The organism is Rhodococcus sp. KRD162 (genome assembly GCF_017168335.1).
In the GTDB taxonomy this organism is placed as follows: domain Bacteria; phylum Actinomycetota; class Actinomycetes; order Mycobacteriales; family Mycobacteriaceae; genus Rhodococcoides.
Genome location: NZ_JABFAU010000005.1, coordinates 387,054 through 413,290, shown reverse-complemented (window position 1 = coordinate 413,290; position 26,237 = coordinate 387,054). Strand labels below are relative to the sequence as shown.

Sequence of the window (26,237 nt, the reverse complement as noted above, 5' to 3'; positions counted from 1 at the left end):
TACCGCGCGGGTGTCGGCCGGTCCCGCTGGCTACTCTGTCGAAGTGAGTGAACGCTTTTTGGTCAACGGTGGTAACCGCCTCGTCGGTGAGGTGTCGGTCGGTGGTGCGAAAAACAGCGTCCTCAAATTGATGGCCGCGGCGCTGCTCGCCGAAGGAACCAGCACAATCACCAATTGCCCCGACATCCTGGATGTGCCGCTCATGGCCGAGGTGTTGCGCGGGCTCGGCTGCGAGGTCGTGCTGGAAGGTTCGGTCGTTCACATAACAACGCCTGCCATGCCCAAATATCACGCCGATTTTGCGGCCGTTCGGCAGTTCCGGGCGTCGGTATGCGTTCTGGGTCCGCTGGTCGCGCGCTGCAAGAGAGCCGTCGTAGCTCTACCCGGCGGCGATGCGATCGGCTCGCGCCCACTCGACATGCACCAGTCCGGACTGCAATTGCTGGGAGCGCGCAGCGAAATTCAGCACGGGTGTGTCGTGGCAGAAGCAGACGAACTACGTGGTGCGAACATCAGGCTGGCGTTTCCGTCCGTCGGAGCCACCGAGAACATTCTGATGGCCGCAGTACTCGCCACGGGCGAGACGGTCATCGACAACGCCGCCCGCGAACCGGACATCGTCGACGTGTGCAACATGCTCAACGAGATGGGTGCCGATGTTCGCGGCGCGGGTACCTCGACCCTGACCATCCGTGGTGTCAGCGCGCTGAAGCCGACGACTCATCGGGTGATCGGTGATCGAATCGTGGCCGCTACGTGGGGCATCGCGGCCGCTATGACGCGGGGTAACGTGCGTGTGCGCGGGGTGAACCCGAAGCATCTGTCGCTGGTACTGGACAAGTTGCGATCTGCTGGCGCCGAGGTGAGCAGCGAACCGGACGGTTTCCGCGTCGTTCAGCACGAGCGTCCACGGGCAGTGAACTTTGCGACCCTCCCGTATCCGGGTTTCCCCACCGATCTTCAGCCGATGGCGATCGGGCTCGCGACCGTCGCAGACGGGACGTCGATGATCACCGAGAACGTGTTCGAGGCCCGGTTCCGGTTCGTCGAGGAAATGATCCGACTGGGCGCCGACGCTCGTACCGATGGCCACCATGCCGTGGTGCGGGGTGTGCCGCAGCTTTCCAGCGCGCCGGTGTGGTCCTCCGACATTCGGGCCGGGGCCGGTCTGGTGCTTGCGGGGCTCGTCGCGGACGGTACGACCGAGGTGCACGATGTGTTCCACATCGACAGGGGTTATCCACGATTCGTGGAGAATCTGACTGCTCTCGGTGGGAGCATCGAACGGGTCAGCTGACCGATCTGTCGTGGAGAGCGTCGACCAACACTTGTAGTGCGCGCTCGAATTGATCCTCCGCCAGAGCCCCGTAGCCGACGACGATTCCGCCGTCCGAAGTCGGCGAGCGGGTCGAGTGCGCGAGAGTGGGCAGGTCGACCCCGTTGTCGGCGCATACGGTCGCAATCTCGCGTGCGACGGCGGGATCGAGTACGAGGACTGTGTGCAGACCGGCACCGACGCCCCGAAGTTCGCCGAATCGTGAGAGCGCGGCGGCAACAACGCGGTCACGCGCTCGATAGATCCGACGTGCACTGCGTACGGATCGGTCCCATTCGCCGTCGCGTAGAAGGGCGGTCATGGCGTGCTGAATGGGGACCGATGGGTGGTCGCCGATCGCGCGTCGCGTTTCGGTGATGCGATCGACCAATGCCGGGGGAGCGACCATCCATCCCAACCGCACACCGGCACCCAAGGTCTTCGAAACGGTGCCCAGGTAGACGGCACGGTCCGGAACGAGTTCAGTCACTGTGGGTAAAGGTGCTATGCCGTAACGGAATTCGGAATCGTAATCGTCCTCGATGATGGTCGATCCGGTCTGTCGTGCCCAGTCTGCCAATGCACGCCGGCGACCGATGGGCATGAGTCCGCCGGTCGGGTACTGATGCGACGGGGTGACGTAGATGGCGGGTGCGCCGGGAGGCACCGATCGGAGGCTTTCGATGACGAGGCCCTCGCGATCGACAGGGACATCGTGAACGGCCCAACCACGATGCGCCGCGAGAGCGGCGGCCGCTCGATATCCCGGATTCTCCAGTGCCAGAACGTGTTCGACGCAATCAGTCGTCGACAGGGCGCCGAGCGCCAGATCGAGACCGTGGATGCTGCCGGTGGTGACGACGATCGAATCCGCGTCGGTGTGCAGTCCACGTGTACGTCCCAGCAGATCCGCGATGCGACGTCTCAGTTCGAGCGAGCCTGCCGGATCGGGATAGGCACCCGGCGGCGGCGAAGTGCCGACATCGCGCCAGGCCCGCCTCCACGCCTCGGACGCTCGGGGTGGAGTCCACGGTATTCCCGGGCGCAGCGAAATTCGCTCCGAAGGGAGAGGGGGTTGCGGGGTTCGGCGTGAAGTGCGGCGTGACCGAACTGCATGCGGAATGTCTCGAACGTAGGTTCCTGATCCGCGGCGTGCGTCGAGCCATCCCTCGGCGATCAACTGTTCGTATGCTTTCTCCGCTACCGCTCGAGCCAAGCCCAGTTCGTCGGAAAGTGCTCTGGTACTGGGTAATCGGGCACCCGGCACGAGGGCTCCGCGATCGATGGCCGCACGGATTCCATCGGCTACCTGAACAGGCAGCGTGCGCCGGTCGGACCGATCGACCGCTATGGACAGTGAGTTCGGTGGCATGCCCATCGAACGATCCCCGTTCCGGCCCGGTAAGTGGCCTACCTATGTTCTTCAATAATGGACCATGACAGTAAGCCACATGCGAGGCATCGTAAGAGCATGACCGATGACGAGGTGCTGCTGTCCCCGACGCCCAGAACCACAGTGATCCGGGGTCGGCATCGCGCACAACAGGAGCGGGCGGCGCTGCTCGATGTTCTTCGCTCTGCGCGCCTCTGCCATATCGGTGTGGTGGTCGATCGTCTTCCGCGCGTGCTTCCGACGGTGTTCGGCGTGGATCCGGAGGGTCCGGACCGGGCCGGCACCCTGTATCTCCATGGTTCGGTGGCCTCGCGAAGCCTGGTGGAGGCTCCGACGCAGGACATCTGTGTGACGGTGACGGTCGTCGACGGCCTGGTCCTGGCGCGTTCGGCGTTTCATCACTCGATGAACTATCGAAGTGCCGTTGTCGTGGGTCGGCCACGTCGAGTCGCGGACGAGGACGAGCGCATACGCGCGTTGGACGCGATCGTCGATCAGGTCGTTCCTGGGAGGAGTGCGCACCTGCGGGCGCATTCCAGAAAGGAACTTGCGGCGACCAGCGTGCTGGCGCTTCCGCTGTACGAAGCATCGGTGAAGGCACGTGCCGGCGGACCGATCGACGATGACTCCGACGTTGCCGCCGGGGGAGTGTGGGCCGGAGTAGTTCCGATCGGTGAAAGCCTCGGGCGGGCAGAACGTGCCGATGATGTGGAACCGCACCTGGTAGAGCCGGATCATGTCGCCGCGTTGGCGCGCGCCTGAAACCCGATTCTCCGGCGTTTCGCGAAATATGGCTGGCGTCACACGGCAGGATTTGTTCGCGTGGCGGAGCAGGCGTGCACACATACGCGCTCGGACCTGCGCATATGCCGTCGACAGCCGGATTCACCAGCCGATTTGCGCGGGTGGGGTCGGTCGCGTAACTTTTGTCGAGTCAGAGCGACGAACACCGACCCGGTCTTGGTTGATTGGGTGAACGAGGTTGGACGTGTGGCTTGGCAGGTTGTATCCCCCAAGAGTCGGGCCTTGTGTCCGAGACCAAGCTGGGATAGACTGGAACAGTTGCCCTCGAGGCCTGCGGATTGTGTTCGTGGGGTTTGGGTGTGTGCGTGTTCTTTGAGAACTCAACAGTGTGTCGATGAATGTCAGTGCCGAATTTTTGTTTGGTGGTATGCATTCGATGTATCAGCTATCCGCTTGTGGTGGTTGTTGTCGGGTGTTGTTTTGAAATGCTAGTTGAGTTTTTTTGCTAGTGATTTGACTCTTTCATGTTTATGACTGATTCACGGTTTTCGGATCGTTGTTTCGAGAGTCTTTTACGGAGAGTTTGATCCTGGCTCAGGACGAACGCTGGCGGCGTGCTTAACACATGCAAGTCGAGCGGTAAGGCCTTTCGGGGTACACGAGCGGCGAACGGGTGAGTAACACGTGGGGGGACCGACGCTCCCGAGACCCGCAGTTCCCGCCGTTGCCCGTCGATCATCGCGTGATCGGGCAGCTTCTCGATGATGGACGACGCGATGGTCGACGCGAAGCCGTCATCGCTGACCACGCCCACCGACAGTGGCGCGCTGTCGGTCTCGGCGGTCTCGGCGGTCTCGGCGGTCTCGGCGGTGGTGTCCTGGTCCGGGGAGTGGGGTCGATCGGATTGCATCCCGAACAAGTACCCGTTGACGCGCGATGTACACGCGGTCGCCTCGGGGCACACGTTTCACCGTTGTGCAGACCGGGTAGCGCTTCTGCAGATCCGAGAAGCACCAGCGAGAGGGAGTCTCGATGCCTGCACAGAGCGACAACACCGGCGATCAGCCGCAGTTGAAGGACCAGGGCTTGTACGAGAAGCTTCGCGAGGAAGGCAACTCGAAGGAGAAGTCCGCGCGAATCTCCAATGCTGCGGCGAACCAGGGCAGGGAACAGGTAGGCAAGAAGGGTGGTGAGTCGGGATCCTACGAGGATTGGACCGTCGACGAATTGACCGACAGGGCAAAGGAACTGGGCCTGGAGGGCTACTCGAAGCTGAACAAAGAGGACCTCATCGCCGCGCTCCGCAAGCACTGACTCACTGCGGGTGAAGCGATGAGTAGTACTCCTGCTGTGCCGGGTAGTAGTCGCCGAAGCTCGGCAGAGGCGCGTTGGTCCTCGATGCGATGAGCATGTCCAGGTAGTACTCCCACCCTGGTCCGATTTCGCCCAGACCCTCGGTGGTTGCGCAGCGGTGGACGAGCACGAGGTCCGTCACATCGCCCCTCTCGGACAGGCGGACGTCGAGCGGCCAGATGCCCTCGTCGGTGGTCCGTACGGCGAGGTGGTGCGGCGGTTCGCACGCGTCGACGGACATGGTCGAGGCCGGTTCGCCTTCCTCGAAGGTCATCGTGACGCGAATGACGCTGTCCGAGATCCGCTCCCACGGACCGAACCACAGCGCCGTTCGAGACGATTGCGTCAAGCTCGCCCAGACGTCCTCGCGTGGTCCGTCGATGGTTCTGATCAGTTCGAGGGCGAAGCCGGTGTCCAACTTCCGCAGGGTTCCGGTGGGTGTCGGTGCCATCGACTGACTATGCGGCACTCCTACCGCAGAGCAGCACGCATACCGGCGGTTTCGCTCGGATCAGTCAGGATGTGCGCCGCGCCCAACGCTTCGAAGACCATGCGTGCCGGTCGCGTCGGCGCGAGGATCTCGAGTCGCCCGGCACCGCGAGCGGCGGTGTCGATGACAACGCTGGCTGCGCCCGAGTACATGAACGTCACCGCCGACAAGTCGAGCAACACAACCGTGTCAGCGCTTTCGGCCTCTTCGAGGACACGCGCCAGATCGGCACGGGCGCTCAAGTCCAGATCTCCGGTTGCGCGCACGACGGTCAGGCGAGGGGAGTAGGACTCGGTCTCGATCGAGTAGTGGGCGTTGTCAGCACGTGCGGGCGCGAAAGACGAATAAGGGTGTTCGGTGACAGTCACAATGCGAACCTCTCAGTCCGGATGGCCGAAAAACCGACATGCGCTGGGTGGAACCCGAGGGCTACAGGTTCCGCTGCATGTCGTATTTCGATCCTGGCAGTGCAACATCACCGAATCGAAGCCTCATGATCACGGAGCGATCGCTAATGAGTAACGGAAGGGTAACGCCAGCTGTGATGCGGCTGAGCGGGGCTCAGGCCGTCGATAACAAGGCAAGCAGGCCGTCGAAACAGGGAAAGCTCTGCGGGACGTTTGTGCAAAGGCGCTGACAACACTGCCTGACACCTGCCAGTGTTGTGCTCGGCACCGCAACCACTATCGGAGGTGAACCATGCGTTGGACCCCACATATCCACCGGTCGCGCGGCACCTCGACGGCTCGATGACGGATCGGTGACCAGATGAGCAAACCGAGACTGTCCCGGTCGGCCCTCGCCGGTTCGGAACTACTTCCCGCCCGTCCGGAAGGAACCGGAATCGTGCACCTGGGTCTGGGGAACTTCCATCGTGCGCACCAGGCCGTATACACCGCCGCGGCTCTGGCCCAGGACGGTGGTTCGTGGGGAATCCTGGGCGTGGCGAACCGATCTCGCGCTGTGGCCGATGCCATGCTTGCACAGGATCGGCTCTACGGCGTCGTGGAGATCTCACCATCGGGCTCGCGGGTGAGCGTGCCGGGAGCGCACACCGGAGTACTGGTAGCGGCGCAGGATCCGGCCGCGGTAACGGCGGCCATCGCGGACCCGAACGTCAGAATCGTGACGGTCACAGTGACCGAGCACGGATACACCTTCTCGCCGAAGACCGGCGATCTGGACCTGGAATCCGGTGCGGTGCAGAAGGATTTGCACCAGAGCGAGGCACCGACCACCACCGTGGGCCAACTGGCCGGAGCTCTGACGATTCGGGCGCGAACCCATCGAGCGCCCATTACGGTGGCCAGCTGCGACAACCTGCTGGGCAACGGGCGTCGCACGGCTGCGCTCGTACGTCAGTTCCTCGAGCACACGGGCGCGGACGACGTGATCGATTGGTCGGCTGATTCGGTGACGTTCCCCAACTCCATGGTCGATCGCATCGTTCCGTCCAGTAGCGACTTGTACGACGCCCAGTCGACCGCTCGACTGGGCGCGGCGGACGGCATCGCCGTACCGGCGGAACCGTTCAGCATGTGGGTGATGGAAGACAGCTTCTGTGCAGGTCGCCCCCGCTGGGAAGCCGGCGGTGCGGTGTTCGCTGCGGACGTCGAACCGTACGAATCGATGAAGGTGAGGCTACTGAACGGAACACACTCTCTCATCGCGTATCTGGGCGCTCTCGATGGACGGCAGACGATACCGGAATCGATCGGTCGACCGTTCGTGGAGGCGGCGGCCCGGGCGGTGCTGGTCGACGACTATCTGCCGACCGTGCCAGTTCCCGACGGGGTGGACATCGAGGACTACATCGCCCAGTTGTTCGTGCGCTGGTCCAACTCCGCGCTCGGACACAAAACCGCACAGGTCGGTTCCGACGGATCCGCGAAGCTGTCCCAGAGAATTCCGATACCCGCCCTGTATCACCTGAAGAGAGGCGTCGTTCCGCACTGTCTGTCCTTGACGCTGGCCGCGTATCTGTGTTGCGTGTGCCCGCCCGAGGGGTTCGATCCGGGCCCGCACGCAGGGTCGATGACCGACCCGGCACGTCAACGATTGGCCGGGCTCGCCGCCTCGGCCGCGTCCGGTGAGCACTTCGTTCGCTCGGTAGTCAAAAACGGCGACATCCTGCCTGTCGAGCTGGCTCGCTTTCCCGAATTCATCACGCGTACCGCCGAATTGGTCGATATCATCGTCCGTCATGGCCCGATGGCGGCAGCTGTCGAGGCGGCGAATTCGACGCTCAGTACGGGTGCAGACGGATCGCGGACCACACACGACTGACCCATTCGCCGTCCACCGGTCGGCCAGGGCCGAGTACGGAATCCGATCAGGAAGTGCTCACGCTGTCACCGGACCGTCGCCGTTACTCGAATTCGGAACGGATAGATTGCGTGGTGAGCTGCAACATCAGAACGAAACCGGTGAGCGTCACCACGATCGGGGCCCACAGCACCACCGCGACGAAAGTGTCCACCCCCCGCTCCAAGACGATGTAGACCGCCACGATGGAGGTCCCGAGAAGACACAGCAGAATGTGTACGGCCAGCCGCCATTTGTCGAAGAAGAAGCCGGCGAGCATCCCCATCGGGATGAGGAAGGTGCATTTGCCGAGAGTGACTTCGGGTTCGAAGTCGGCGGTAATGGTGGCACCGAAGATGGCCACGTCTGCGATGACGACGAAGGCAAAGGCCTGGTGCAGTGTCGGCCACGGACCGAACCACCAGAACGCACCCATGATGTACGCAGCGATCATGCAGGTCCATTGCACCACTGACGGGATCGTCGTGGTGGCACCGTAGCCGAACACGATTTCCAGGGTGACCACGACTGCCATGGACAGAGCGGCGACGGAGACGATGCGTCTGACGAGGGTTGTGACAGCGAGGGACGCCATCACGCCCGTACCCCACTGGTAATGCTCGTTCGATCTCGTCAAAGTGCGAGTCATGTCGGGCCCCAATCTTTCCACTCTGGACTCGATTGAAACACAGCGTCCACGCTGTCGTTCGACATTGCACTACTTTGGACCGGCGGTATATCGCTGGTCAGACGCTGACGTACCGAGCTCGATGATCGATCGCTCTTTCTCCACCGGCAATGGGCTATTGTCTGCCCATGAAATCGCAACCGGGGGGTGCGAGCCCTGATCGCCTCGACGTCACATTCGACTCACACGGGGATGTCTGCGCGGCGTGGCTCTATCTTCCGAGCGGCACCGACCCTGCACCGATCATCGTCATGGCTCATGGTCTCGGCGGCACACGGGAAATGCGGCTCGACGCCTACGCAGAGCGCTTCCGAGCCGCAGGTTATGCCTGCCTGGTCTTCGATTACCGCTACTTCGGAGCCAGCGGCGGCGAACCGCGGCAGTTGCTCGACATCGAATCGCAACTGCAGGACTGGGCGTCGGCGATCGCTCATGCCCGTTCGCGAACCGATGTGGACCACTCTCGAATCGTGCTCTGGGGTTCCTCGTTCGGTGGCGGGCACGTCATCGTGGCTGCCGCCCGAGACCAGCAGGTGGAAGCAGTGGTGGCCCAGTGCCCGTTCACCGACGGAATAGCCTCGGGACTGGCCTCGAACACCTGGACGTCGATGAAGCTGTCCGGCCGAGCCTTGGGCGATCTGGCGGGATCGGCGATCGGCAGGCCACCGGTGATGGTGGCCACGGCTGGGCGACCCGGAACGACTGCCCTGATGACCTCGCCCGATAGTTACGACGGTTACCTGGCTCTCGCACCGGACACCGACGAGTCATTCCACAATCGGGTGGCGGCGAGAGTTGCGCTGCAGATCGTGCGACACCGGCCCGGGCGTCGAGCACAGGATGTTCGCTGCCCCATACTCTTCGTCGTCTGCGAGACGGACTCGGTCGCGCCCGCGAAGGCCACCCTGCGCTACGCGAGGACGGCACCGCTCGGGGAGGTCAAGACCTACGCCGCAGGCCACTTCGAGATCTATCTCGGGGAGGCATTCGAGCGCGTAGTGGCAGATCAGATCGAGTTTCTGACCCGCACCGTTCCGCTGAAGTCTCAGTAGACGTCGCGTACGTAGCGTTTTTCAGCAGCCAGCGCCTTGACGTAGGACTCGGCGCTGGCCGGTGCGAGCTTGCCGTGCTGAGCAACCACGCCCTTCAGCGCAGCATCGACATCCTTGGCCATGCGGGAGGCATCACCGCAGACGTAGAAGTGAGCGCCGCGGCGAATCCAGCTCCACAGATCCTCGCCGCGTTCGCGCATCCGATCCTGGACGTACACCTTCTCTGCCTGGTCGCGTGAGAAGGCCACGTCCAGGCGGTTCAACGAACCGTCGCTCAGCATCGCGGTCAGTTCGTCACGGTAGTAGAAATCGGTGTCCGCATGCTGCTCACCGAAGAACAGCCAATTGGGGCCGGTGTGTCCGAGTGCTCGACGCTCGTGCAGGAAGGCGCGGAACGGGGCGACGCCAGTCCCAGGGCCGACCATGATCATCGGGGTGGCGGGGTCCTCCGGCGGCTTGAAGTGCGAGGACCTCTGCAGAAAGATTCCCACGTCGTTGCTCGCGTGGTCGGCCAGATAGGTCGAGCAGACGCCCCGCCGGGCAACTCCGTGCACGTTGTACCGCACCGCGGACACCGTCACCTGCACTTCGTTGGGGTTCTCCTTCGGGCTCGACGAGATCGAATACAGACGCGGCTGCAGCGGTTTGAGTACGCCCAACCACTCCTCGACGGAGGCCCGTACCGGATGTGCGAGCAGAACATCGATCGACTGACGACCCCACATCCAATCGAACAGCGCGTGCTTGTTGTCGGGATGCAGCATCGACTCGAGATCGTCGTCCTCGGTTCGCCGGTGCACGAACCGCAGAAGGTCGGGTGTCGCACGGGCAATTTCCAGATGTCGGCTCAGCGCCGTGTGCAGTTCCATCGAGCCGCGCCCGGCCAGGTCGACGCTCGTGGTGCCGTCCAGACCGGTCGCACCGAGCCACTCGTCGACGAAGCTGTCGCTGTTGCGTGGCCAGACTCCGAGGGCGTCGCCGGCCTCGTAGTCGAGAGTGGCGTCGGGCAGATGGAAGCCGAGTTGACGGACATCCTTGAGCGATCCGCGCTCGGTCAGTACTCGATTGCGTACGAGGTGCGTCAGCAGCGGCGAGTTCTTGCTGTAGCGAGGTGCAGTGTCCTGTGTCCACTGGTCGACGGTGTGTGCGCTCGACACGACTCGGGCCCGCTCGGCGGACGCGTCTGCCGTCGTGTCCTCGTCGTCGATCAATGTGTCGAGTACTGCGTCGAGCCAGGTCGCTGCCGGGCCCTCGTAATCGGGTTCGCAGTCGACGCGGTCGAGCAGGCGCTGGGCACCCAAGGCGGTCAGTCGTTCGTCGATCCTTCGGCCGTGGCCGCAGAAGTCGGCGTAGTTCGAGTCGCCGAACGCCAGTACGGCATAACGAATTCCGGTCAGAGCCGGCTCGACCTCCGCGATCAGACTGTCCCAGAATCTCGCCCCGTTGTCGGGCGCTTCACCGTCACCGGTGGTGCTGCTGACGATCAGCACATCGGCCTCGGCGGGCAGGCCGTCGACGGTGAACGAGTCCATCGAGTGCTCGGCGATCGTCAGGCCCGCTCCCCGCAGCCTCGACAGGCACGACTGGACGTAACCCTCTGCGGTTCCGGTCTGCGAGGCCCACAGCAAGAACGCCGGTCGCTGATACGAGTCCGCTCGGGGGTGGACGGCGGAATCCTCTGCTCGCGAGAACAGGCCCGCGAGAACGCCGTCGAGCCATGCGTGGGTCTCGGGGGACAGGGGAGTCCGCGACGGCAGAGTAGGTGTTCCGCAGGCGCGACGACCCGCCTCACTGCCCAGGCCTTCGAGAAGTCCTGCGATGTAACGCTGTTCGACGGTGCTGAGCGGTGCTGCGGGACGGGACGGGCGACCGACGATCGCGGCGAGCGCATCGACCGGATCGTGGGAGCGTTGCTCGTCCTCGGGTGAGGGTGATAGGGCTGCAGCAACTCTGGTGAGCGTGACTGCGCACGCCTTGAACTCGGGTTGTCGAGAATCCGGATCGACGGCGTCGTTGGTGACGGCATTGATGGCGAGATGCTCACCGAATTCGTCGTTCCAGTGGAAGGGCGCGAAGCAGCTACCCGGGAGCACTCGATCGGTGACGACGGAAGGCAGTACCGCCCGGCCTCGACGGGACGCTACCTCGACACTGTCGCCTTCGACCACGCCGAGGCGTTCGGCGTCGAGTGGGTGCATTTCGACGAACGGGCCGGAATCGAGTTTGTTCAGTGCGGCGACCTTGCCGGTCTTGGTCATGGTGTGCCACTGGTGTGGCAGGCGCCCGGTGTTGAGCAGGAACGGGTAGTCGTCGTCCGGCATCTCGGCAGGTGCTATCGCGGGCCTGGCGAAGAAGTGTGCCCGTCCACTGGGCGTGGGGAACGACAGCGCTGGAATCGAACCGTCCGCCGATGTCCGTTGCCGTTGGCTGATCCCGTCGTTCAGGTAGCGGATCGGGTGTCTGGTTGTCGTGACCTCGGGCGGGCACGGCCACTGAATGGGACTCTCGCGCAACCGTTTGTAGGTGACTCCGCGAATGTCGTAGCCGGTGTTCGGGTTCCAGAATTGTTTGATTTCCTCGAACACCTCCTCGGCGCTCTCGTAGGAGAAGGCGTCGGCGTACCCCAGCGCGCACGCCATGTCCGCGATGATCTTCCAGTCCGGCAGCGCACCGCCCGGTGCCTCGAGCGCCGGTTGGAACAGCGTGAGGTTGCGCTCGGAATTGACCATCACGCCCTCGGCTTCCGTCCACAACGCGGCGGGCAGCATCACATCGGCGTAGCCGTTGGTTTCGGTATCGGCGAACGCATCCTGAGTGATGACCAACTCGGCGGCCTCGAGACCGTCGATCACTGTTGTTCTGTTGGCCACCGAGGCAACCGGATTGGTGCAGATGATCCAACACGCTTTGATTTCGCCCGTGGCCAGCTTGGAGAACATCTCGATGGTCCCGCCGCCGATGTCGGTGCGCAGCGTTCCGCGTGGGATGCCCCATCGATCCTCGACGAATGCTCGGTCGTCGTCGTTTCCGACCGCACGCTGTCCCGGCAATCCGGGGCCCATGTACCCCATTTCGCGCCCGCCCATGGCGTTCGGTTGTCCGGTGAGGGAGAACGGTCCGCTGCCGGTCTTGCAGATGGCACCGGTCGCCAGATGGAGGTTGCACAGCGCGTTGGTGTTCCAGGTTCCGTGTGTCGACTGATTGAGCCCCATGGTCCAGCAGCTCATCCAGTTCTCGGCACCGCCGATCATCGCAGCCGCGGATCGAAGATCTTGCTCGGCGATACCGGTTGCGGCGCAGACCTTCTCCGGGGTGTAGTCGCCGAGGAAGTCCGGCATCGCGTCCCATCCGTCGGTGAATTCCGCGATGAAGTCGGGGTCGATCTCGCCGTTGTCGACAAGGAGGGCGAGTAGACCGTTGAGCAGAGCCAGGTCCGATCCCGGCTCGACTTGCAGGTGCAAGTGGGCCTTGCTCGCCGTGGCGGTGCGGCGGGGGTCGACGACGATCAGCTGTGCGCCTGCCTTGACGCGGTCCATCATGCGCAGGAACAGAATGGGGTGACAGTCGGCCATGTTGGAGCCGATCACGAAGAAGACATCGGCGTGGTCGAAGTCCTGGTACGACCCGGGCGGGCCGTCGGCACCCAAGGATTGTTTGTATCCGGTTCCTGCGCTGGCCATGCAGAGCCGAGAATTGGATTCGATCTGGTTGGTTCCGATGAACCCTTTGGCCAATTTGTTCGACAGGTACTGCGCCTCGATGGACATCTGTCCGGACACGTACAGAGCGAGCGCATCGGGGCCGTGCTCGTCGATGATGGTTCGCAGCCGCCGGGCGGTGTCGTTGATCGCCACCGAGGTGTCCGTGCTCTCCGGGCGCTCGCCGCGGCGCTGCCGAATCTGGGCTTTCTCGAGCCGGCCGGGACCGGCGAGCATGTCCGCAGTGGTGGTCCCCTTGGTGCACAATCGGCCGAAGTTGGCCGGGTGAGCCTTGTCTCCGACGGATTTGGTGACTACGGGCCTGGTCGGGGTGGCGTCGGAGGACGTGGACCGGCCGCCGATCTCGAGCACCATGCCGCATCCCACACCGCAGTACGCGCAGAGTGTCTTCACCGTGGTGACCATGGGTTCCACAGTGCCCGGTCCAGTGTGCGCGGCCATTACATGCCAGTTAGCCGGAAATGACGTTGTCCTCACCGCACTCTGCGAGGTCCGGTGATGTGCTCTCCGGGAGAACTGCGGTCACGGACACTGAGGTAACACGAACATTTCGCCCGGCGATTGGTACTCGAACGTTATTCGTCGAACGGGCTGTCGAGTGGAATGCAGCGATTCTGCGCTGGCACAATCGTCCGAGTCGGGCTCGAAGTGGGAAGTGGTGTGTTGATGAAGGTGTGTCGCGGATTCGTACTCGCCGCGGTGGGGTTTGTTGCTTCGGCTGCGGTCTTGTCTGGATGCACGTCTGGATCGGACATCTCCGAGCCGTCGGTGCCGATCGACTCGAATCCGATGACCGAACTGATGAAGCCGAAGCTGACATCCAGCGTCGTCGACGGAGCCGTAGGATTCTCGCCTGCGGACCCGGTCACCGTCTCGGTGGCCGACGGCAAACTGTCCTCGGTCACCATGCTCAACCCCGAGGGCGAGCCGGTATCGGGCGCTGTGTCACCCGACGGGCTGTCCTGGACCAACACCGAACCGCTCGGGTACGACCGTCAGTACCGCGTGCAGGCCGACGCGTACGGACTCGGGGGAGCGTCGAGCACCGTCACGAGTTTCACCACCAGTCAGCCCGGAAACTTCACCAAGCCGTATGTTCTGCCGAATCCCGGTTCCATCGTGGGCATCGGGCAGCCGGTGGCAGTCCAGTTCGACGAACCGATCGCCGACCGGGTTGCTGCGCAGAACGCAATCACGGTCACCACGACGCCCGCGGTCGAAGGCGCGTTCTACTGGGTCAACAACACCGAGGTTCGCTGGCGGCCGCAGAATTACTGGGCTCCCGGCACCGAGGTCGAGGTAGCGGTGAACGTCTACGGGCGCGATCTCGGTGACGGCATCTTCGGCCAGGAGGATGCGAGCACCTCGTTCACGATCGGCGACGCCGTCATCGCCACCGCGGACGACTACACCAAACAGGTGACGTTCAACGTCAACGGTCAGGACGTCATCACCATGCCGACGTCGATGGGCAAAGACAGCACTCCCACCGACAACGGCGTGTACATCATTGGCGACCGATTCGATCACCTGGTGATGGATTCGTCGACGTACGGTGTGCCGGTGGACTCGTCGAGCGGATATCGCACTCCGGTCGACTGGGCCACCCGTATGTCGTACAGCGGCATCTTCTTTCATTCGGCACCGTGGTCGGTAGGGCAGCAGGGCTACTCGAACACCTCGCACGGTTGCCTGAATCTCAGTCCTACCAACGCCAAGTGGGTCTACGACAACACCAAACGCGGGGACATCGTCGTGGTGAAGAACACGGTCGGAGGAACGCTCTCGGGTACCGACGGACTCGGCGACTGGAACATCCCGTGGGACGAGTGGAAAGCAGGAAACGCGACCACCGTCTGATCGATCCCGTGTTCGTCGATCAGCGCCGGTCGCGGGTCTGATACAGCGAGGGATCGATGCCGAGGGTCTTCAGATATGCCGTCGGCTCGATGCTCGATCCGTTGTTACGTACCTCGAAATGCAGGTGCGGTCCGGTCGAATTGCCGGTGCTGCCGACAGCGCCGAGGACGTCTCCCGGTGCCACTTCGTCGCCGACGGAGACCGCGATGCTGGACTGATGGCCGTAGTAGGTCTCGGTGTTGCCGCTCTTGATCCGGACGAGTTTGCCGTAGCCGTCGCCTGCATCTCCGGCCTGGACGACGGTTCCGCCGGTCACCGCGTGGATGGGGGTTCCGCTGTCGGCGGCGAGATCGATTCCCTGGTGGTACTGCGCGCCGTTTCCGGTCGGGTTGTTGCGTCCGCCGTAGCCCGAGGAGATTCGGTATTTGCCTGCCTCGATGGGGAGCACTGCACCGCCGAGTCCGATGGTGGGCGGCGCGATCGGAAGTTCGATCGCGGGCAGGTCCGTTGTGCTCGGTGCGTCCGGTGTCGAGAGCGTATCGCCGTCGAGAACGATGGCAGCGACCTGCGTGATCAGGACGCCGGTTGCGTCGAGCACGGCGGACAGGATCGCGGCCCGCTGTTGAGCATCGGGTTGGGGGATCGGGATCTGGGGCAGTTCGATCGTGGGTTGTGCGGTGGCCACCGCGGGGTTGACCATGCCGGTTGCGCCGATGCACAGTGCTGCCGACAACATCGAACCCGCTATGACTCTGTGCAATCTGCGACCCACGAATAGCCTCCTCGTCTGCGCCCAACGCGCACCGATGGACTGGTGCGATGTGGGCGTAAGAACATGTTCGGTGACGCTTCGGGGCACGCTGAACTCACGTAGCAGAAAACACATGAATCACATTGGTACTTTTCTTCCCCAAAAGTGCCATTAGTTACCGTACGTCACATCAACCCCATAAGAAACCTGAAAGTTGAATTACAACAACGTAATTCGAGGTCGGAGGGGCCGCGTCGGCACCGGGAACGCTCGAGGCCGGGGAATGAACGCACGAAAAAGGCCGGTCTCACGAGGAGACCGGCCCTTGTCGTATGGGGTGAGTGACGGGACTCGAACCCGCGACACCCAGGATCACAACCTGGTGCTCTACCAGCTGAACTACACCCACCATGTCCACATCAGCAGAACCGTGTGTGGCTCTCCATCAGCAGCGTCGACAATACTAGCGGGTTGAATCCCGGGTTGCTAATCCGCCCCTGCTTGCGTGTCGAGATCCTGAACGACAGCCGCGATATCGCTGGTCGACGGGCCCGGCTGTGCCACGAATGCCGTTCGACGGTAGTACTGCAGCTCCTTGATGGACTCCTTGATGTCCGCGAGAGCGCGGTGCGCCAAGCCCTTGGGAGGCTGCCCGTAGTAGATCCGCGGGTACCACCGCCGGGAAAGTTCTTTGATCGAGCTGACGTCGATCATGCGGTAATGCAGATAGGTATCGAGCGCGGTCATGTCACGCGAGATGAATCCGCGGTCGGTGGCGATCGAATTGCCGGCCAGCGGCACCGTCCCGGCCACCGGGACGTGCTCCTTGATATAGGCCAGCACCTGCTGCTCTGCATCCTCCAGCGATACCGTCGACGCCCGCACCTCGTCGGTCAGCCCCGATTTGGCGTGCATGGCGGTCACGACGGCCGGCATGTTCGCCAACGCCTCGTCCTCGGCATGGATGACGATGTCGACACCCTCCCCGAGAATGTTGAGCTCGCTGTCGGTCACCAGAGCAGCAATTTCGATCAGCTTGTCCTTGCTCAGGTCCAAGCCGGTCATTTCACAGTCGATCCACACGAGTTTGTCCTGCACTCGCTCCACAGTAGTGCGCGCCCTGCAGCCGCTAGGGTTTGCGGTGGCGATCGAACCAGTTCAGTTACAGCACACGTTCTTGGAGGACGCGGACATGACAGTCGACCCGACCCAGCCGGCACCCACGCTCAGCCCGGCCGAGAAGGCGAAGGCGGCCAAGGCGGCCGCCGTCGAAGCTGCGCGGGTGGCCGCCGAGGCCTTGGCCGCGGCCGAAGCGGCCGAGGCCGAAGCGCTCGCCGCGGAACAGGGGCTGTCCCCGACCGCGAACGGCAAGGCCGCCGAGATCGCAGCCGGATACGCCTCGGTGGGCGCTGCGCTGGAACTGGGAACGGTGATGCTGGACGGCGACACCGACCCGGCTGCCCGCATTCGAATTCCGTTGGCCACGTTGAACCGGCACGGACTGGTTGCCGGAGCCACCGGCACCGGAAAGACGAAGACGCTGCAGGGGATTGCCGAACAGCTCTGCGCCGCCGGTGTGCCCGTCGTGATGGCCGATGTCAAAGGCGACCTGTCGGGTTTGTCGGCGCCGGGCGAGGACAACGAGAAGATGCGCAGCCGAGCTGTGGATACCGGCGCTTCGGACTGGGAACCCGCGGGCCATCCGGTGGAGTTCCTCTCCCTCGGCACGGAGGGAATCGGTGTGCCGGTGCGTGCCACGATCACTGCCTTCGGGCCGATTCTGCTCAGTAAAGTGCTGGGGCTGAACAACACTCAGGAGTCCACTCTCGGTCTGATCTTCCATTGGGCCGACTCCCAGGGGCTTGCCCTGCTCGATCTCAAGGACCTGAGATCGGTGATCATGCATCTGACCAGTGACGAGGGCAAGGCTGATCTGAAAGGCATCGGCGGTGTGTCCTCAGCGACCGCAGGGGTGATTCTGCGCGCGCTGGTCAACCTCGAAGCAGATGGCGGCGACACCTTCTTCGGCGAACCGGAACTGGCGACCGAGGATCTGTTGCGCGTCGGACCGGACGGGCGAGGCATCATCACGCTGTTCGAGCTCGGAGCGCAGGCATCGCGTCCGGTCATGTTCTCCACGTTCCTGATGTGGGTGCTCGCCGATCTGTTCCAGACGCTGCCCGAGGTTGGAGACATCGACAAGCCCAAACTGGTCTTCATCTTCGACGAGGCGCACCTGCTGTTCGCCGACGCCTCGAAGGCATTTCTGCAACAGGTGGAGCAGACGGTCAAGCTCATCCGCTCCAAGGGCGTCGGCGTCTTCTTCTGCACGCAGTTGCCGACCGACGTGCCCAATGACGTGCTCTCGCAATTGGGTGCCCGAATTCAGCATGCTCTGCGCGCGTTCACACCGGACGATCAGAAGGCGCTGAACAAGACGGTGCGCACCTACCCCAAGACCGATGCCTACGACCTCGAGAAGGCGCTGACGTCGTTGGGTACCGGTGAGGCGATCGTGACGGTGCTCTCGGAGAAGGGTGCCCCGACACCGGTGGCGTGGACGAAGATTCGCCCGCCTCGTTCGTTGATGGACACCATCGGAAACGACGCCATCGCGGCGGCCGCGTCGTCGAGCGCCCTGTCTGCGAAGTATCGAGAAACCATCGATCGTGAGTCGGCTTACGAGCGGATGAACGCTCGGGTGGCGAACGTGCCCGCTCCGGACGAGAAGTTCGACATTCCGCCGTTGCCTGCCGATCTGCCCGACCTACCCCCGAGCGAGCCGGAAGGTCCGTCGGCCGCCGAGCGCATCATGGACAACCCGGCCGTCAAGAGCTTCCTGCGGTCGGCCGCCTCGGCTGCCGGGCGTGAGATCTCGCGCAGCATCTTCGGAACCGGACGCCGCCGGCGGCGCTGAGGTCAGTTACCCAGCTTCTTGTAGAAGCTGCCGATGATCGGTGCGGAAATGCTGCGTGGGCTGTACTGCCCGGCCGCGGACATGCCCTTGCTGAGCAGTCCGGGTACGACGCGCATCTTGTTCTTCGCCAGGCCGTCCAGCGACAGCTTCGCGGTGTAGGCGCTGTCGATCCACAGAAAGTCGGGAACCATCTTGTCCACGATCGAGGCATCGGCCGGGTCCGGTGTCTCGGTGCGGACCGGGCCGGGGGCGAGGAGGGTGACGTTGACACCGGTACCCGCGAGCTCTCCGCGGAGCGATTCGGAGAAGGTGTTGACGAAGGCCTTGGTCGCGGCATAGGTGGCGTTGTTGGGGATGGCCATGTTGCCCGCCGCCGAACCGGTGATGAGGATGCCGCCCGCTCCACGGCCGATCATGCCGGGCATGACAGCCAGCGTGAGATCGTGTACCGCAACGGCATTGAGCTCGACCTGATCTCGCTCGTACTCCGGATCGAGCCCGGCCAACGGGCCGAATGTCGCGATGCCTGCGTTGTTGCACAGGATCGAGATCTCACGCTCGGACAGTTCGGTGACCAGATCCTGACGCTGTTCGCGGTTCGACAGATCCGACTGACGCACCTCGACGGCAACGCCGTGCTCGGCCGTGAGCTTGGCAGCCAACGCCTCGAGCAGCTCGCCGCGTCGCGCCACCACGATCAGCGAGTGACCACGGGCGGCGAGTTCGGTGGCCAGGGCTTCACCGATCCCGGAGGAGGCTCCGGTGACGACGGCGCGGGCATCTTGGCTGGGATTGGGCAGGCTCACGGTGAGACAGGCTAGCGGACAGATCAGATCGTGGCCGCGAGCCGGGTCCCTTGCTCGATGGCCCTCTTGGCGTCCAGCTCCGCGGCGACGTCCGCACCGCCGATGATGTGCGTGGTGGTGCCCGCAGCCTTCAGTTCTTCGACCAGATCGCGAACCGACTCCTGGCCCGCGCAGATCACGATGGTGTCCACCTCGAGAACGCGCGGACGTTCGTGCTTGTCGCCGAAGGAGATGTGCAGCCCCGCGTCGTCGATCTTCTCGTAGTTGACGCCCGAGAGTTGATGCACGCCTTTGGCTTTCAGTGCAGCGCGATGGACCCAGCCGGTCGTTTTCGCCAGCCCGGCACCGATCCGCCCCGGTTTGCGTTGCAGCAGATACACCTCACGCGGAGACGGCGCGGGAACCGGGGTCGTCAACGCGCCCGGCGCGGCCTCGGGCTCGGTGACGCCCCACTCCTGCTTCCATTCCTTCAAATCCAACGTGGGGGAGTCGTCGGTGGTGAGGAATTCCGAGATGTCGATACCGATTCCGCCCGCACCGATGACCGCGACCCGATCGCCGACGGGCTTGCCATCGCGCACCAGTTCCGCGTACGACAGCACCGACGGGTGCTCGATGCCGGGGATCCGGGGAATCCGGGGGGTGACGCCGGTCGCGAGTACCACCTCGTCGAACTCGCCTGCGAGAAGTTCGGCGGCGGTGACGCGGGTGTCCAGGTGAACGGCGACGTCTGCGCTACGCAGTGCACGGGAGAAGTACCGGATGGTTTCGGCGAACTCCTCCTTGCCGGGGATGAGTCTCGCGATTCCGAACTGTCCGCCGATCTCGTTTCTGGCCTCGAACAGGCTGACAGTGTGTCCGCGCTGCGCGAGGTTCACCGCTGCCGACAGTCCTGCGGGTCCGGCTCCCACGACGGCGACCTTCTTGGTCTTCTTCGTCGGCAGTAGCTGTAGGTCGATCTCACGTCCGGCTCGCGGGTTGACCAGACAGGAGACCTTCTTGTGTACGAAGGCGTGGTCGAGGCAGGCCTGATTGCACGCGATGCAGGTATTGATCAGGTCGGCCGAGTCGGTGGCGGCCTTGTCCACCCAGAACGGATCGGCCAGCATCGGCCTGGCCATCGCAATCAGCTGAGCGTCACCTCGGGCAAGGATGTTCTCGGCGATCTCGGGCATGTTGATGCGATTGGATGCGGCCACTGGGATGTTCACGTGCTTCTCGAGCTTGCCGGTGATATCTGCGAATGCGGCTCGCGGAACCGAGGTGACGATGGTCGGCACCCGTGACTCGTGCCAGCCGATATCGGTGTTGATGATGTTCGCACCCGCTGCTTCGACCTCCTCGGCCAGCGCGACGATGTCGTTCCAGCTCTGACCTTCCTCCACCAGATCGGCCATCGACAGCCGGAACACGATGAGGAAGTCCGGCCCGACGGCTGCCCTCGTCTGTCGCACGATCTCGACGGCCATCCGTCGTCGGTTCTTCGCCGAACCGCCCCACTCGTCGCGCCGCTTGTTGGTGCGCTCGGAGAGGAACTGGTTGATGAAGTAGCCCTCGCCGCCCATGATCTCGACGCCGTCGTAACCGGCGCTCTGCGCGAGGCGGGCGCAACGGACGAAGTTGCGGATCTGCCAGCGAACGCCCCTCGACGTCAACCGCCGCGGTCGAAAAGGGTTGATGGGAGCCTTGATCGACGACGCCGACACGCTCAGCGGCTGATACGAGTAACGCCCGGCGTGCAGGATCTGCAGCGCGATCTTGCCGCCCTCACGGTGTACTGCCGCGGTGATCCTGCGGTGCCGACGGGCCTCGAGGCGGTTGGTCAGCTTGGCTCCGAACGGCAGCAGCCAGCCGGTGCGATTGGGGGCATAGCCCCCGGTGATGATGAGGGCGACGCCGCCGCGGGCCCGCTCGGCGAAGTAGGCCGCCAGGCGGCCGGTGTCGCGGGCACGATCTTCGAGGCCGGTATGTATCGAGCCCATGATCACCCGGTTCTTCAGCGTGGTCGCACCGACGTCCAACGGCGACAACAGAATCGGATACGGGCCAGCAGTCTGCTCGGTTTTCACAGCTTCTCCAATACCTCGGTGCACCATTCGGTGAATCCTTCTTCGACGCGAATTCCGCCGCGCAGCACCAGGTATTGATGCAACGCGGTGCCGGTGAGGGCAGCGGGGGCCGGAAAATCCTGCTTCTCGATCAGTCGATAGACATCGAGGCGGGTGGCATGGACATCGCGATGGCGGGCGACCTCGACTTTGAGTGCCTCTATGTCGCCATTGGCTGCACCGCGGATCTTGACGGCGAGTTCCTCCCGGAGCTGCGAGGGATCGGTAGGAGCGGCGATCCAGCGATCGAGCTCGGCCCGCCCTGCGGCACTGACGGAGTAGACCTTCTTGTCCGGCCGGCCTGCCTGCGCGACTGCCTCGCCGGTGATCCACCCGGCTGAGTCCATCCGCGTCAACGTTCGATAGATCTGCTGGTGGGTTGCGCTCCAGAAGAAGCCGATCGACTTGTCGAACCGTCGGGCGAGCTCGTACCCCGAGCCGCTGAGCTCGGTGAGGGAGACGAGAATCGCGTGTTCCAAAGCCACGACCGAGATTATGTATGCAACGCAGTGACTATGCAACTAGGTGCACTTCGGCGGCCGACCTTCTCGGGCTAGTGTTGGCAACCATGGGAACCCAGCCCGAGGCCGCCGTCGTCGGAGTCGCAACCACCCGCAAGCAGGTCACCGCCTGGGGATTCTGGGACTGGGGCTCGGCGGCATTCAACGCGGTGATTCTCACCTTCGTGTTCTCGGTGTATCTCACCGATGCCGTCGGCGACGACCTTCCCGGCTCTATCTCTGCCACTACCTGGTTCAGCTGGTCGATCGCCGTGTCGAGCGTCGTCATCGCACTTCTGGCACCGGTGTGTGGGCAGTACTTCGACGCCCGCGGCAAACGCAAATGGCTGCTCGGGCTGTTGACCGCGTTGACCGTCGTGGCCATGGCCGGTCTGTTCTTCGTCAAGGACGACTACCACTACCTCTGGCTCGGCCTCGTGTTACTCGGTCTCGGATCCGTCATGTTCGAGTTGGCCAGCATCCCGTACAACTCGATGCTGCGGCAGGTCTCCACCCCGGAGAACATCGGCCGAGTATCCGGGTTCGGCTGGGCCATGGGCTATTTCGGTGGGATCGTGTTGCTGCTGATCTGCTACCTCGGCTTCATCGCCGGCGACGGCGACACTCGAGGTTTTCTCGGCCTCACCACCGACGGCGGGTTGAACATCAGGTTCGTCGCGGTATTGGCCGCCGTCTGGTTCGCGGTCTCGGCCATCCCGGTGATGACGGCAGTTCCCGAGGTGCCCCGCGCGGTGGCCGATCCGAAGGCGGCGGAGGCAGGCTTCGTCGAGTCGTACCGGGTTCTCTTTCGCGACGTACGCGAGTTGTGGAGCGCAGACCGCCGCGCTGTCCACTACCTGATCGCCAGCGCCCTGTTCCGCGACGGGTTGGCCGGAGTGTTCACCTTCGGAGCCGTTCTCGCCGTCAGCGTCTACGGCATCGGAGCAGCGGACGTGCTGCTGTTCGGTATCGCGGCCAATGTCATCGCCGGGATCGGAGCGATCGTCGCCGGTCGGTTCGATGACCGCGTCGGTCCCAAGAAGGTCATCGTCTTCTCCCTCACATCGATGATCGCCGCCGGTATCGTCCTGCTGTTCGTCTCGGGGCCGACGATGTTCTGGGTCTTCGGGCTGATTCTGTGCCTGTTCGTCGGGCCGGCGCAATCGTCGGCCCGTACCTTCCTCGCCCGGCTCGCGCCGCCCGGGCGAGAAGGCCAGTTCTTCGGTTTGTATGCGACGACCGGGCGGGCTGCCTCTTTTCTGGCACCGTCCCTGTTCGGTCTGTTCGTCTGGATGTTCAGCGCCGATCGCGCGGGTATCGCCGGACTGATCATCGTTCTCGGTGCCGGACTCCTGGCACTGCTGAAGGTGCGGGCCCCACGCGAGGTCTAGACGGACCGAATGCGCGCCAGAATTTCGGCGGTGAGCACTTCGGCGGCTTCCTCGGGGATCCAATGGGATACCCCGTCCAATTCGACGAATCGATACGGCGCATCGACGAATTCACCGCAACGCTCCGCACCGGCACGGCCGATGGCTGTGTCGCCGTTGCTCCAGAGGTAGGTGGTGGGGACGGTCACCGGAGGAAGGTTCGCGAACTCCTTGGTCATCGCGGCGTACCAACTCGACGCCGCTGTCAATGCCCCGGGTACCGCGAGGTGACGAACGTATTCCTCGTCGAGGCTCTGCGCACCGAACATGGCGCGCAGCCGTTGCGCGTCGTTCTCCACCAGTACACGCTCGGCCTTCTCCGGTTCTCGAAGTAGGCCGAAGTACTGTGACCGCTCCTGCTGATCCGGATCCTCGCGGATGGCCCAGTTGAAAGCCGCCGAATGGGGGACCGATGCCGCGGTGAGCGTGCGTACCCGATCGGGGTGTTCGGCCGCGAGGTGCCAGGCGACCACCGCGCCCCAGTCGTGTCCCACCAGGTGTGCCGAAGGCAGATCGAGTGCATCGAGCAGCCCCAGGATGTCGCCGGTGAGATGGTTGATGCGGTAGTGCTCGACACCGACCGGGCGGGCACCGGGCGAATATCCTCGCTGGTTGGGCGCGATCACTCGGCAACCCGCACCGACCAACCCCGGCGTCACACTGGTCCACGACACATTCGTCTGTGGGAAACCATGCAGCGCGACCACCGGAATACCGTCGGTCGGTCCCGATATCGCCACCTCGAACACGAACTCGCCGACACTTATCTCGGTCATGAACATCCCTTCGCGGCCGTCTCGTTCTCGAACGGTCAAGCCCGTCGTGGTTCCCATCGGCTCATCCCGAGCATGATCATGCGGATCTGCTTCTCGGTCCGCTCGATCAGATCCTTCTCGTTCTGGCTACCCGGTCTGTCGATCTCCAACAGGCCGACCACCGCAGTGAGCATCGTCGAGACGAGGAGATCGGCGGTCATCTCCAGATCGGCGACGTCCCACCGCTCGAGGCCGGGCATGCGGGAGAGGTCGATGGTGAGCTCGCTGACGAACAGGCGCAGTTCGGTGGCGAAAGCGCGGCGCACCTCGGTGACGCCGCCGTATCTCTCGCGGGTGAGGAAACGAAACTGGTCTTCGTGGGTCCGCACCTGGCGGACCAGGATTGCGAAGGATTCGGTGGCCGTCTTGGTGCTCGGGTTGCGCCGGGCATCACGCAGCATCTGTCGCAGCATGCGCATGCTTTCCTCGACGAGGGCGACGCCGAGGTCCTCCATGGAGGCGAAGTGGCGGTAGAACGCGGTGGGGACGATGCCGGCGGATCGGGCAACTTCTCGCAGGCTGACGCTGGCGAACGGGCGGTCGCGTAGCAGATCGAGGGTGCCCTCGATCAATGCCTGGCGGGTGCGTTCCTTCCGCTCGGCACGAGTACCCGGTTCTGTCACAACCCCCAGTTTATGGTCGCGCATTCTGTGACCTCCCATCCGGCTCCTCCCGGACTCCGTTGATCTGTCGACGAGCTCTGTAACGACGGTCACATAAACGTTGACAGGTACCAGTGCCGCTCTGTCACACTGATGTTAGTGCACAATCGTTCACTGAATGGGTCGTTGGTTTCGATCCGGTTAGGGAGGATGGAATGACGCTTCAAGAACGCCCGTCGCGAACCTCGGGTTCGCGCAAGTTCTCGCTTCTTTCCCTGTTCGAGGCCATGGCCACGCCCCACGCGCTCGATCGGTACCTCGAACTCGTCGACCCCATGACAACCGTTCGTGATCTTCGCGGCGAGGTCACCGAGATACATCGGTCCACCGAAGACTCGTTGACACTGGTCATTCGTCCCACGCGTCAGTGGAAGGGCTTCGATGCGGGCCAGTTCGTCCAGATCGGCGTCGTCATCGACGGGGTTCGTCACACTCGCTGTTACTCACCGGCCTGCTCGCAGTACCGCAGGGACGGTCGAATCGAACTGACGATCAAGGCCCATCCCGAAGGGCTCGTGTCGCGGTACCTACACAAGAATGCCCACATCGGTCTCGTGGTCAGCCTGTCGCAGGCGGACGGCACATTCAGGCTTCCCACGCCACGCCCGGCGAAGACGCTGTTGATCAGCGGAGGCAGCGGCATCACGCCGGTGCTGTCCATGCTCAGGTCGCTGCTGGACGAGGGGTACGGCAGCGACCTGACATTCCTGCACTACGCGTTCACCGAGAACGACGTCGCATACAAGAAGGACCTCGAGAAGATCGCCGCCGAGCACGAGAACGTCAACATCGTCTTCGCGTACACCGAGCAGAAGACGGGCGGCGATCTGCACGGGTTCTTCGGTCGGGAACATCTCGATGCCGTGGCTCCCTGGTTCGCCGATGCCGACACGTTCCTGTGCGGGCCGCCCGGGCTGATGAAGGGTGTGACCTCCTTCTTCGAGGATGCCGGGTTGAGCGAGCGACTACACCTCGAGGAATTCACGCCCTCGTTCGCCACCGTCAGTGACGACGTCACCGGAACCACCACGTTCTCCGGTAGCGACGTGTCCTCGGAGAACGACGGCGAAACCCTGCTCGAGCAAGCCGAGGCAGCGGGTCTCTCCCCGGCCAACGGCTGCCGGATGGGTATCTGCTTCACCTGCACCTCGGTGAAGAAGTCCGGCTGCACGAAGAACATCAAGACCGGTGAGACCGACACCGAATCCGACAAGAAGATCCAGCTGTGCGTGTCCGTTGCCGTGGGCGACGTCGACATCGACATCTAGATCCACCCCGGAACACCGATAGCCCCAGACCCATCTCGACCCGATCGAATTGGAGATCATCA

22 protein-coding genes and 1 tRNA gene are annotated in these 26,237 nt (G+C 63.6%); 9 read left to right on the top strand and 14 right to left on the bottom strand.

Annotated elements, in window-relative coordinates:
• Positions 1-43 precede the first annotated feature (43 nt).
• Positions 44-1,297, top strand: coding sequence for a UDP-N-acetylglucosamine 1-carboxyvinyltransferase (gene murA / locus J1M87_RS10370; protein WP_206489447.1), 1,254 nt, complete (start codon positions 44-46; stop codon positions 1,295-1,297).
• Here the strand turns inward: murA and J1M87_RS10365 are convergent.
• Positions 1,290-2,693 carry a PLP-dependent aminotransferase family protein gene (locus J1M87_RS10365; RefSeq protein ID WP_241256635.1) on the bottom strand — a complete coding sequence of 468 codons (1,404 nt, stop codon included), beginning with the start codon at positions 2,691-2,693 and terminating at the stop codon, positions 1,290-1,292. The two genes, murA and J1M87_RS10365, sit on opposite strands and share 8 nt — an antisense overlap.
• A 93-nt stretch (positions 2,694-2,786) precedes the next feature.
• Here J1M87_RS10365 and J1M87_RS10360 point away from each other — a divergent pair, with 93 nt between their 5' ends.
• The gene (locus tag J1M87_RS10360) at positions 2,787-3,470 is read left to right on the top strand and encodes a pyridoxamine 5'-phosphate oxidase family protein (protein WP_206489446.1); all 684 of its coding nucleotides are present in this window, start codon (positions 2,787-2,789) and stop codon (positions 3,468-3,470) included.
• Positions 3,471-3,957: 487 nt separating this feature from the next.
• Here J1M87_RS10360 and J1M87_RS10355 read toward each other — a convergent pair whose 3' ends face one another.
• Positions 3,958-4,362 carry a hypothetical protein gene (locus J1M87_RS10355; protein WP_206489445.1) on the bottom strand — a complete coding sequence of 135 codons (405 nt, stop codon included), beginning with the start codon at positions 4,360-4,362 and terminating at the stop codon, positions 3,958-3,960.
• A gap of 122 nt (positions 4,363-4,484) precedes the next feature.
• Between J1M87_RS10355 and J1M87_RS10350 the strand changes: the two genes are divergently transcribed.
• Entirely contained in the window at positions 4,485-4,766 is a 282-nt protein-coding gene (locus J1M87_RS10350) for a Rho termination factor N-terminal domain-containing protein (RefSeq protein WP_206489444.1), read from the top strand.
• 1 nt (position 4,767) lies between these two features.
• On the opposite strand, the gene J1M87_RS10345 is transcribed toward J1M87_RS10350, so the two are convergent.
• Both J1M87_RS10345 and J1M87_RS10340 read right to left on the bottom strand, forming a co-directional pair.
• Positions 4,768-5,256, bottom strand: coding sequence for an SRPBCC domain-containing protein (locus tag J1M87_RS10345; RefSeq protein WP_206489443.1), 489 nt, complete (start codon positions 5,254-5,256; stop codon positions 4,768-4,770).
• 20 nt (positions 5,257-5,276) lie between these two features.
• On the bottom strand, positions 5,277-5,663 hold the full coding sequence (locus tag J1M87_RS10340; RefSeq protein ID WP_206489442.1) for an STAS domain-containing protein: 387 nt from the start codon (positions 5,661-5,663) through the stop codon (positions 5,277-5,279).
• A gap of 400 nt (positions 5,664-6,063) precedes the next feature.
• On the opposite strand from J1M87_RS10340, the gene J1M87_RS10335 reads away from it, so the two are divergent.
• On the top strand, positions 6,064-7,581 hold the full coding sequence (locus J1M87_RS10335) for a mannitol dehydrogenase family protein (RefSeq protein WP_206489441.1): 1,518 nt from the start codon (positions 6,064-6,066) through the stop codon (positions 7,579-7,581).
• A gap of 82 nt (positions 7,582-7,663) precedes the next feature.
• Here the strand turns inward: J1M87_RS10335 and J1M87_RS10330 are convergent, their stop codons facing one another.
• Positions 7,664-8,248, bottom strand: a complete 585-nt coding sequence (locus J1M87_RS10330; RefSeq protein WP_206489440.1) for a giguanylate cyclase — start codon at positions 8,246-8,248, stop codon at positions 7,664-7,666.
• 167 nt (positions 8,249-8,415) lie between these two features.
• On the opposite strand from J1M87_RS10330, the gene J1M87_RS10325 reads away from it, so the two are divergent.
• A complete protein-coding gene (locus J1M87_RS10325) occupies positions 8,416-9,339 on the top strand; it encodes an alpha/beta hydrolase (protein ID WP_206489439.1) in 924 nt (307 codons plus the stop codon).
• Here the strand turns inward: J1M87_RS10325 and J1M87_RS10320 are convergent.
• Positions 9,333-13,463 (bottom strand): bifunctional nitrate reductase/sulfite reductase flavoprotein subunit alpha, encoded by a 4,131-nt coding sequence (locus J1M87_RS10320; protein WP_206489438.1) that lies wholly within the window; start codon positions 13,461-13,463, stop codon positions 9,333-9,335. The genes J1M87_RS10325 and J1M87_RS10320 overlap by 7 nt on opposite strands.
• 261 nt (positions 13,464-13,724) lie before the next feature.
• Here J1M87_RS10320 and J1M87_RS10315 point away from each other — a divergent pair, with 261 nt between their 5' ends.
• Positions 13,725-14,918, top strand: coding sequence for an Ig-like domain-containing protein (locus tag J1M87_RS10315; protein ID WP_206489437.1), 1,194 nt, complete (start codon positions 13,725-13,727; stop codon positions 14,916-14,918).
• Positions 14,919-14,937: 19 nt separating this feature from the next.
• Here the strand turns inward: J1M87_RS10315 and J1M87_RS10310 are convergent, their stop codons facing one another.
• The 3 genes from J1M87_RS10310 to orn all read right to left on the bottom strand — a co-directional run bounded on the left by J1M87_RS10310 (position 14,938) and on the right by orn (position 16,767).
• The gene (locus J1M87_RS10310; protein WP_206489436.1) at positions 14,938-15,690 is read right to left on the bottom strand and encodes a M23 family metallopeptidase; all 753 of its coding nucleotides are present in this window, start codon (positions 15,688-15,690) and stop codon (positions 14,938-14,940) included.
• A 312-nt stretch (positions 15,691-16,002) separates the two neighbouring features.
• A tRNA-His gene (locus tag J1M87_RS10305) sits at positions 16,003-16,078 on the bottom strand.
• 77 nt (positions 16,079-16,155) lie between these two features.
• Complete coding sequence (gene orn, locus J1M87_RS10300) at positions 16,156-16,767, bottom strand: oligoribonuclease (protein ID WP_206489435.1); 612 nt, start codon at positions 16,765-16,767, stop codon at positions 16,156-16,158.
• 94 nt (positions 16,768-16,861) lie between these two features.
• Between orn and J1M87_RS10295 the strand changes: the two genes are divergently transcribed.
• Positions 16,862-18,586, top strand: coding sequence for a helicase HerA-like domain-containing protein (locus J1M87_RS10295; RefSeq protein WP_206489434.1), 1,725 nt, complete (start codon positions 16,862-16,864; stop codon positions 18,584-18,586).
• 2 nt (positions 18,587-18,588) lie between these two features.
• On the opposite strand, the gene cmrA is transcribed toward J1M87_RS10295, so the two are convergent.
• From cmrA to J1M87_RS10280, 3 genes are read right to left on the bottom strand one after another with little or no spacing between them, the layout of a single operon-like run.
• Positions 18,589-19,392: a mycolate reductase gene (gene cmrA, locus J1M87_RS10290; RefSeq protein ID WP_206489433.1), complete on the bottom strand. Its 804-nt coding sequence runs from the start codon at positions 19,390-19,392 to the stop codon at positions 18,589-18,591.
• 23 nt (positions 19,393-19,415) lie between these two features.
• Positions 19,416-21,488: an NADPH-dependent 2,4-dienoyl-CoA reductase gene (locus J1M87_RS10285; RefSeq protein ID WP_206489432.1), complete on the bottom strand. Its 2,073-nt coding sequence runs from the start codon at positions 21,486-21,488 to the stop codon at positions 19,416-19,418.
• Complete coding sequence (locus J1M87_RS10280) at positions 21,458-21,985, bottom strand: PadR family transcriptional regulator (RefSeq protein WP_206489431.1); 528 nt, start codon at positions 21,983-21,985, stop codon at positions 21,458-21,460. The genes J1M87_RS10285 and J1M87_RS10280 overlap by 31 nt, the downstream gene beginning before the upstream one ends.
• An 83-nt stretch (positions 21,986-22,068) precedes the next feature.
• Here J1M87_RS10280 and J1M87_RS10275 point away from each other — a divergent pair, with 83 nt between their 5' ends.
• The gene (locus J1M87_RS10275; RefSeq protein WP_206489430.1) at positions 22,069-23,391 is read left to right on the top strand and encodes an MFS transporter; all 1,323 of its coding nucleotides are present in this window, start codon (positions 22,069-22,071) and stop codon (positions 23,389-23,391) included.
• On the opposite strand, the gene J1M87_RS10270 is transcribed toward J1M87_RS10275, so the two are convergent.
• On the bottom strand, positions 23,388-24,212 hold the full coding sequence (locus J1M87_RS10270) for an alpha/beta fold hydrolase (RefSeq protein WP_206489645.1): 825 nt from the start codon (positions 24,210-24,212) through the stop codon (positions 23,388-23,390). The two genes, J1M87_RS10275 and J1M87_RS10270, sit on opposite strands and share 4 nt — an antisense overlap.
• Positions 24,213-24,241: 29 nt before the next feature.
• A complete protein-coding gene (locus J1M87_RS10265; RefSeq protein ID WP_206489429.1) occupies positions 24,242-24,892 on the bottom strand; it encodes a TetR family transcriptional regulator in 651 nt (216 codons plus the stop codon).
• Between the two features lie 170 nt (positions 24,893-25,062).
• On the opposite strand from J1M87_RS10265, the gene J1M87_RS10260 reads away from it, so the two are divergent.
• The gene (locus J1M87_RS10260; RefSeq protein WP_206489428.1) at positions 25,063-26,175 is read left to right on the top strand and encodes a ferredoxin reductase; all 1,113 of its coding nucleotides are present in this window, start codon (positions 25,063-25,065) and stop codon (positions 26,173-26,175) included.
• Positions 26,176-26,237 lie beyond the last annotated feature (62 nt).

Bases quoted from the DNA above. Each gene is read 5' to 3' on its own strand.
- J1M87_RS10315 (WP_206489437.1), top strand. From the start codon at position 13,725: ATGAAGGTGTGTCGCGGATTCGTACTCGCCGCGGTGGGGTTTGTTGCT.
- J1M87_RS10330 (WP_206489440.1), bottom strand. From the start codon at position 8,248: ATGACTCGCACTTTGACGAGATCGAACGAGCATTACCAGTGGGGTACG.
- J1M87_RS10285 (WP_206489432.1), bottom strand. From the start codon at position 21,488: ATGGTGCACCGAGGTATTGGAGAAGCTGTGAAAACCGAGCAGACTGCT.
- J1M87_RS10350 (WP_206489444.1), top strand. From the start codon at position 4,485: ATGCCTGCACAGAGCGACAACACCGGCGATCAGCCGCAGTTGAAGGAC.
- J1M87_RS10295 (WP_206489434.1), top strand. From the start codon at position 16,862: ATGACAGTCGACCCGACCCAGCCGGCACCCACGCTCAGCCCGGCCGAG.
- J1M87_RS10275 (WP_206489430.1), top strand. From the start codon at position 22,069: ATGGGAACCCAGCCCGAGGCCGCCGTCGTCGGAGTCGCAACCACCCGC.
- J1M87_RS10355 (WP_206489445.1), bottom strand. From the start codon at position 4,362: ATGCAATCCGATCGACCCCACTCCCCGGACCAGGACACCACCGCCGAG.
- J1M87_RS10265 (WP_206489429.1), bottom strand. From the start codon at position 24,892: ATGCGCGACCATAAACTGGGGGTTGTGACAGAACCGGGTACTCGTGCC.
- J1M87_RS10320 (WP_206489438.1), bottom strand. From the start codon at position 13,463: ATGGTCACCACGGTGAAGACACTCTGCGCGTACTGCGGTGTGGGATGC.
- J1M87_RS10365 (WP_241256635.1), bottom strand. From the start codon at position 2,693: ATGGGCATGCCACCGAACTCACTGTCCATAGCGGTCGATCGGTCCGAC.
- J1M87_RS10345 (WP_206489443.1), bottom strand. From the start codon at position 5,256: ATGGCACCGACACCCACCGGAACCCTGCGGAAGTTGGACACCGGCTTC.
- J1M87_RS10360 (WP_206489446.1), top strand. From the start codon at position 2,787: ATGACCGATGACGAGGTGCTGCTGTCCCCGACGCCCAGAACCACAGTG.
- J1M87_RS10335 (WP_206489441.1), top strand. From the start codon at position 6,064: ATGAGCAAACCGAGACTGTCCCGGTCGGCCCTCGCCGGTTCGGAACTA.
- J1M87_RS10325 (WP_206489439.1), top strand. From the start codon at position 8,416: ATGAAATCGCAACCGGGGGGTGCGAGCCCTGATCGCCTCGACGTCACA.
- J1M87_RS10270 (WP_206489645.1), bottom strand. From the start codon at position 24,212: ATGTTCATGACCGAGATAAGTGTCGGCGAGTTCGTGTTCGAGGTGGCG.
- J1M87_RS10260 (WP_206489428.1), top strand. From the start codon at position 25,063: ATGACGCTTCAAGAACGCCCGTCGCGAACCTCGGGTTCGCGCAAGTTC.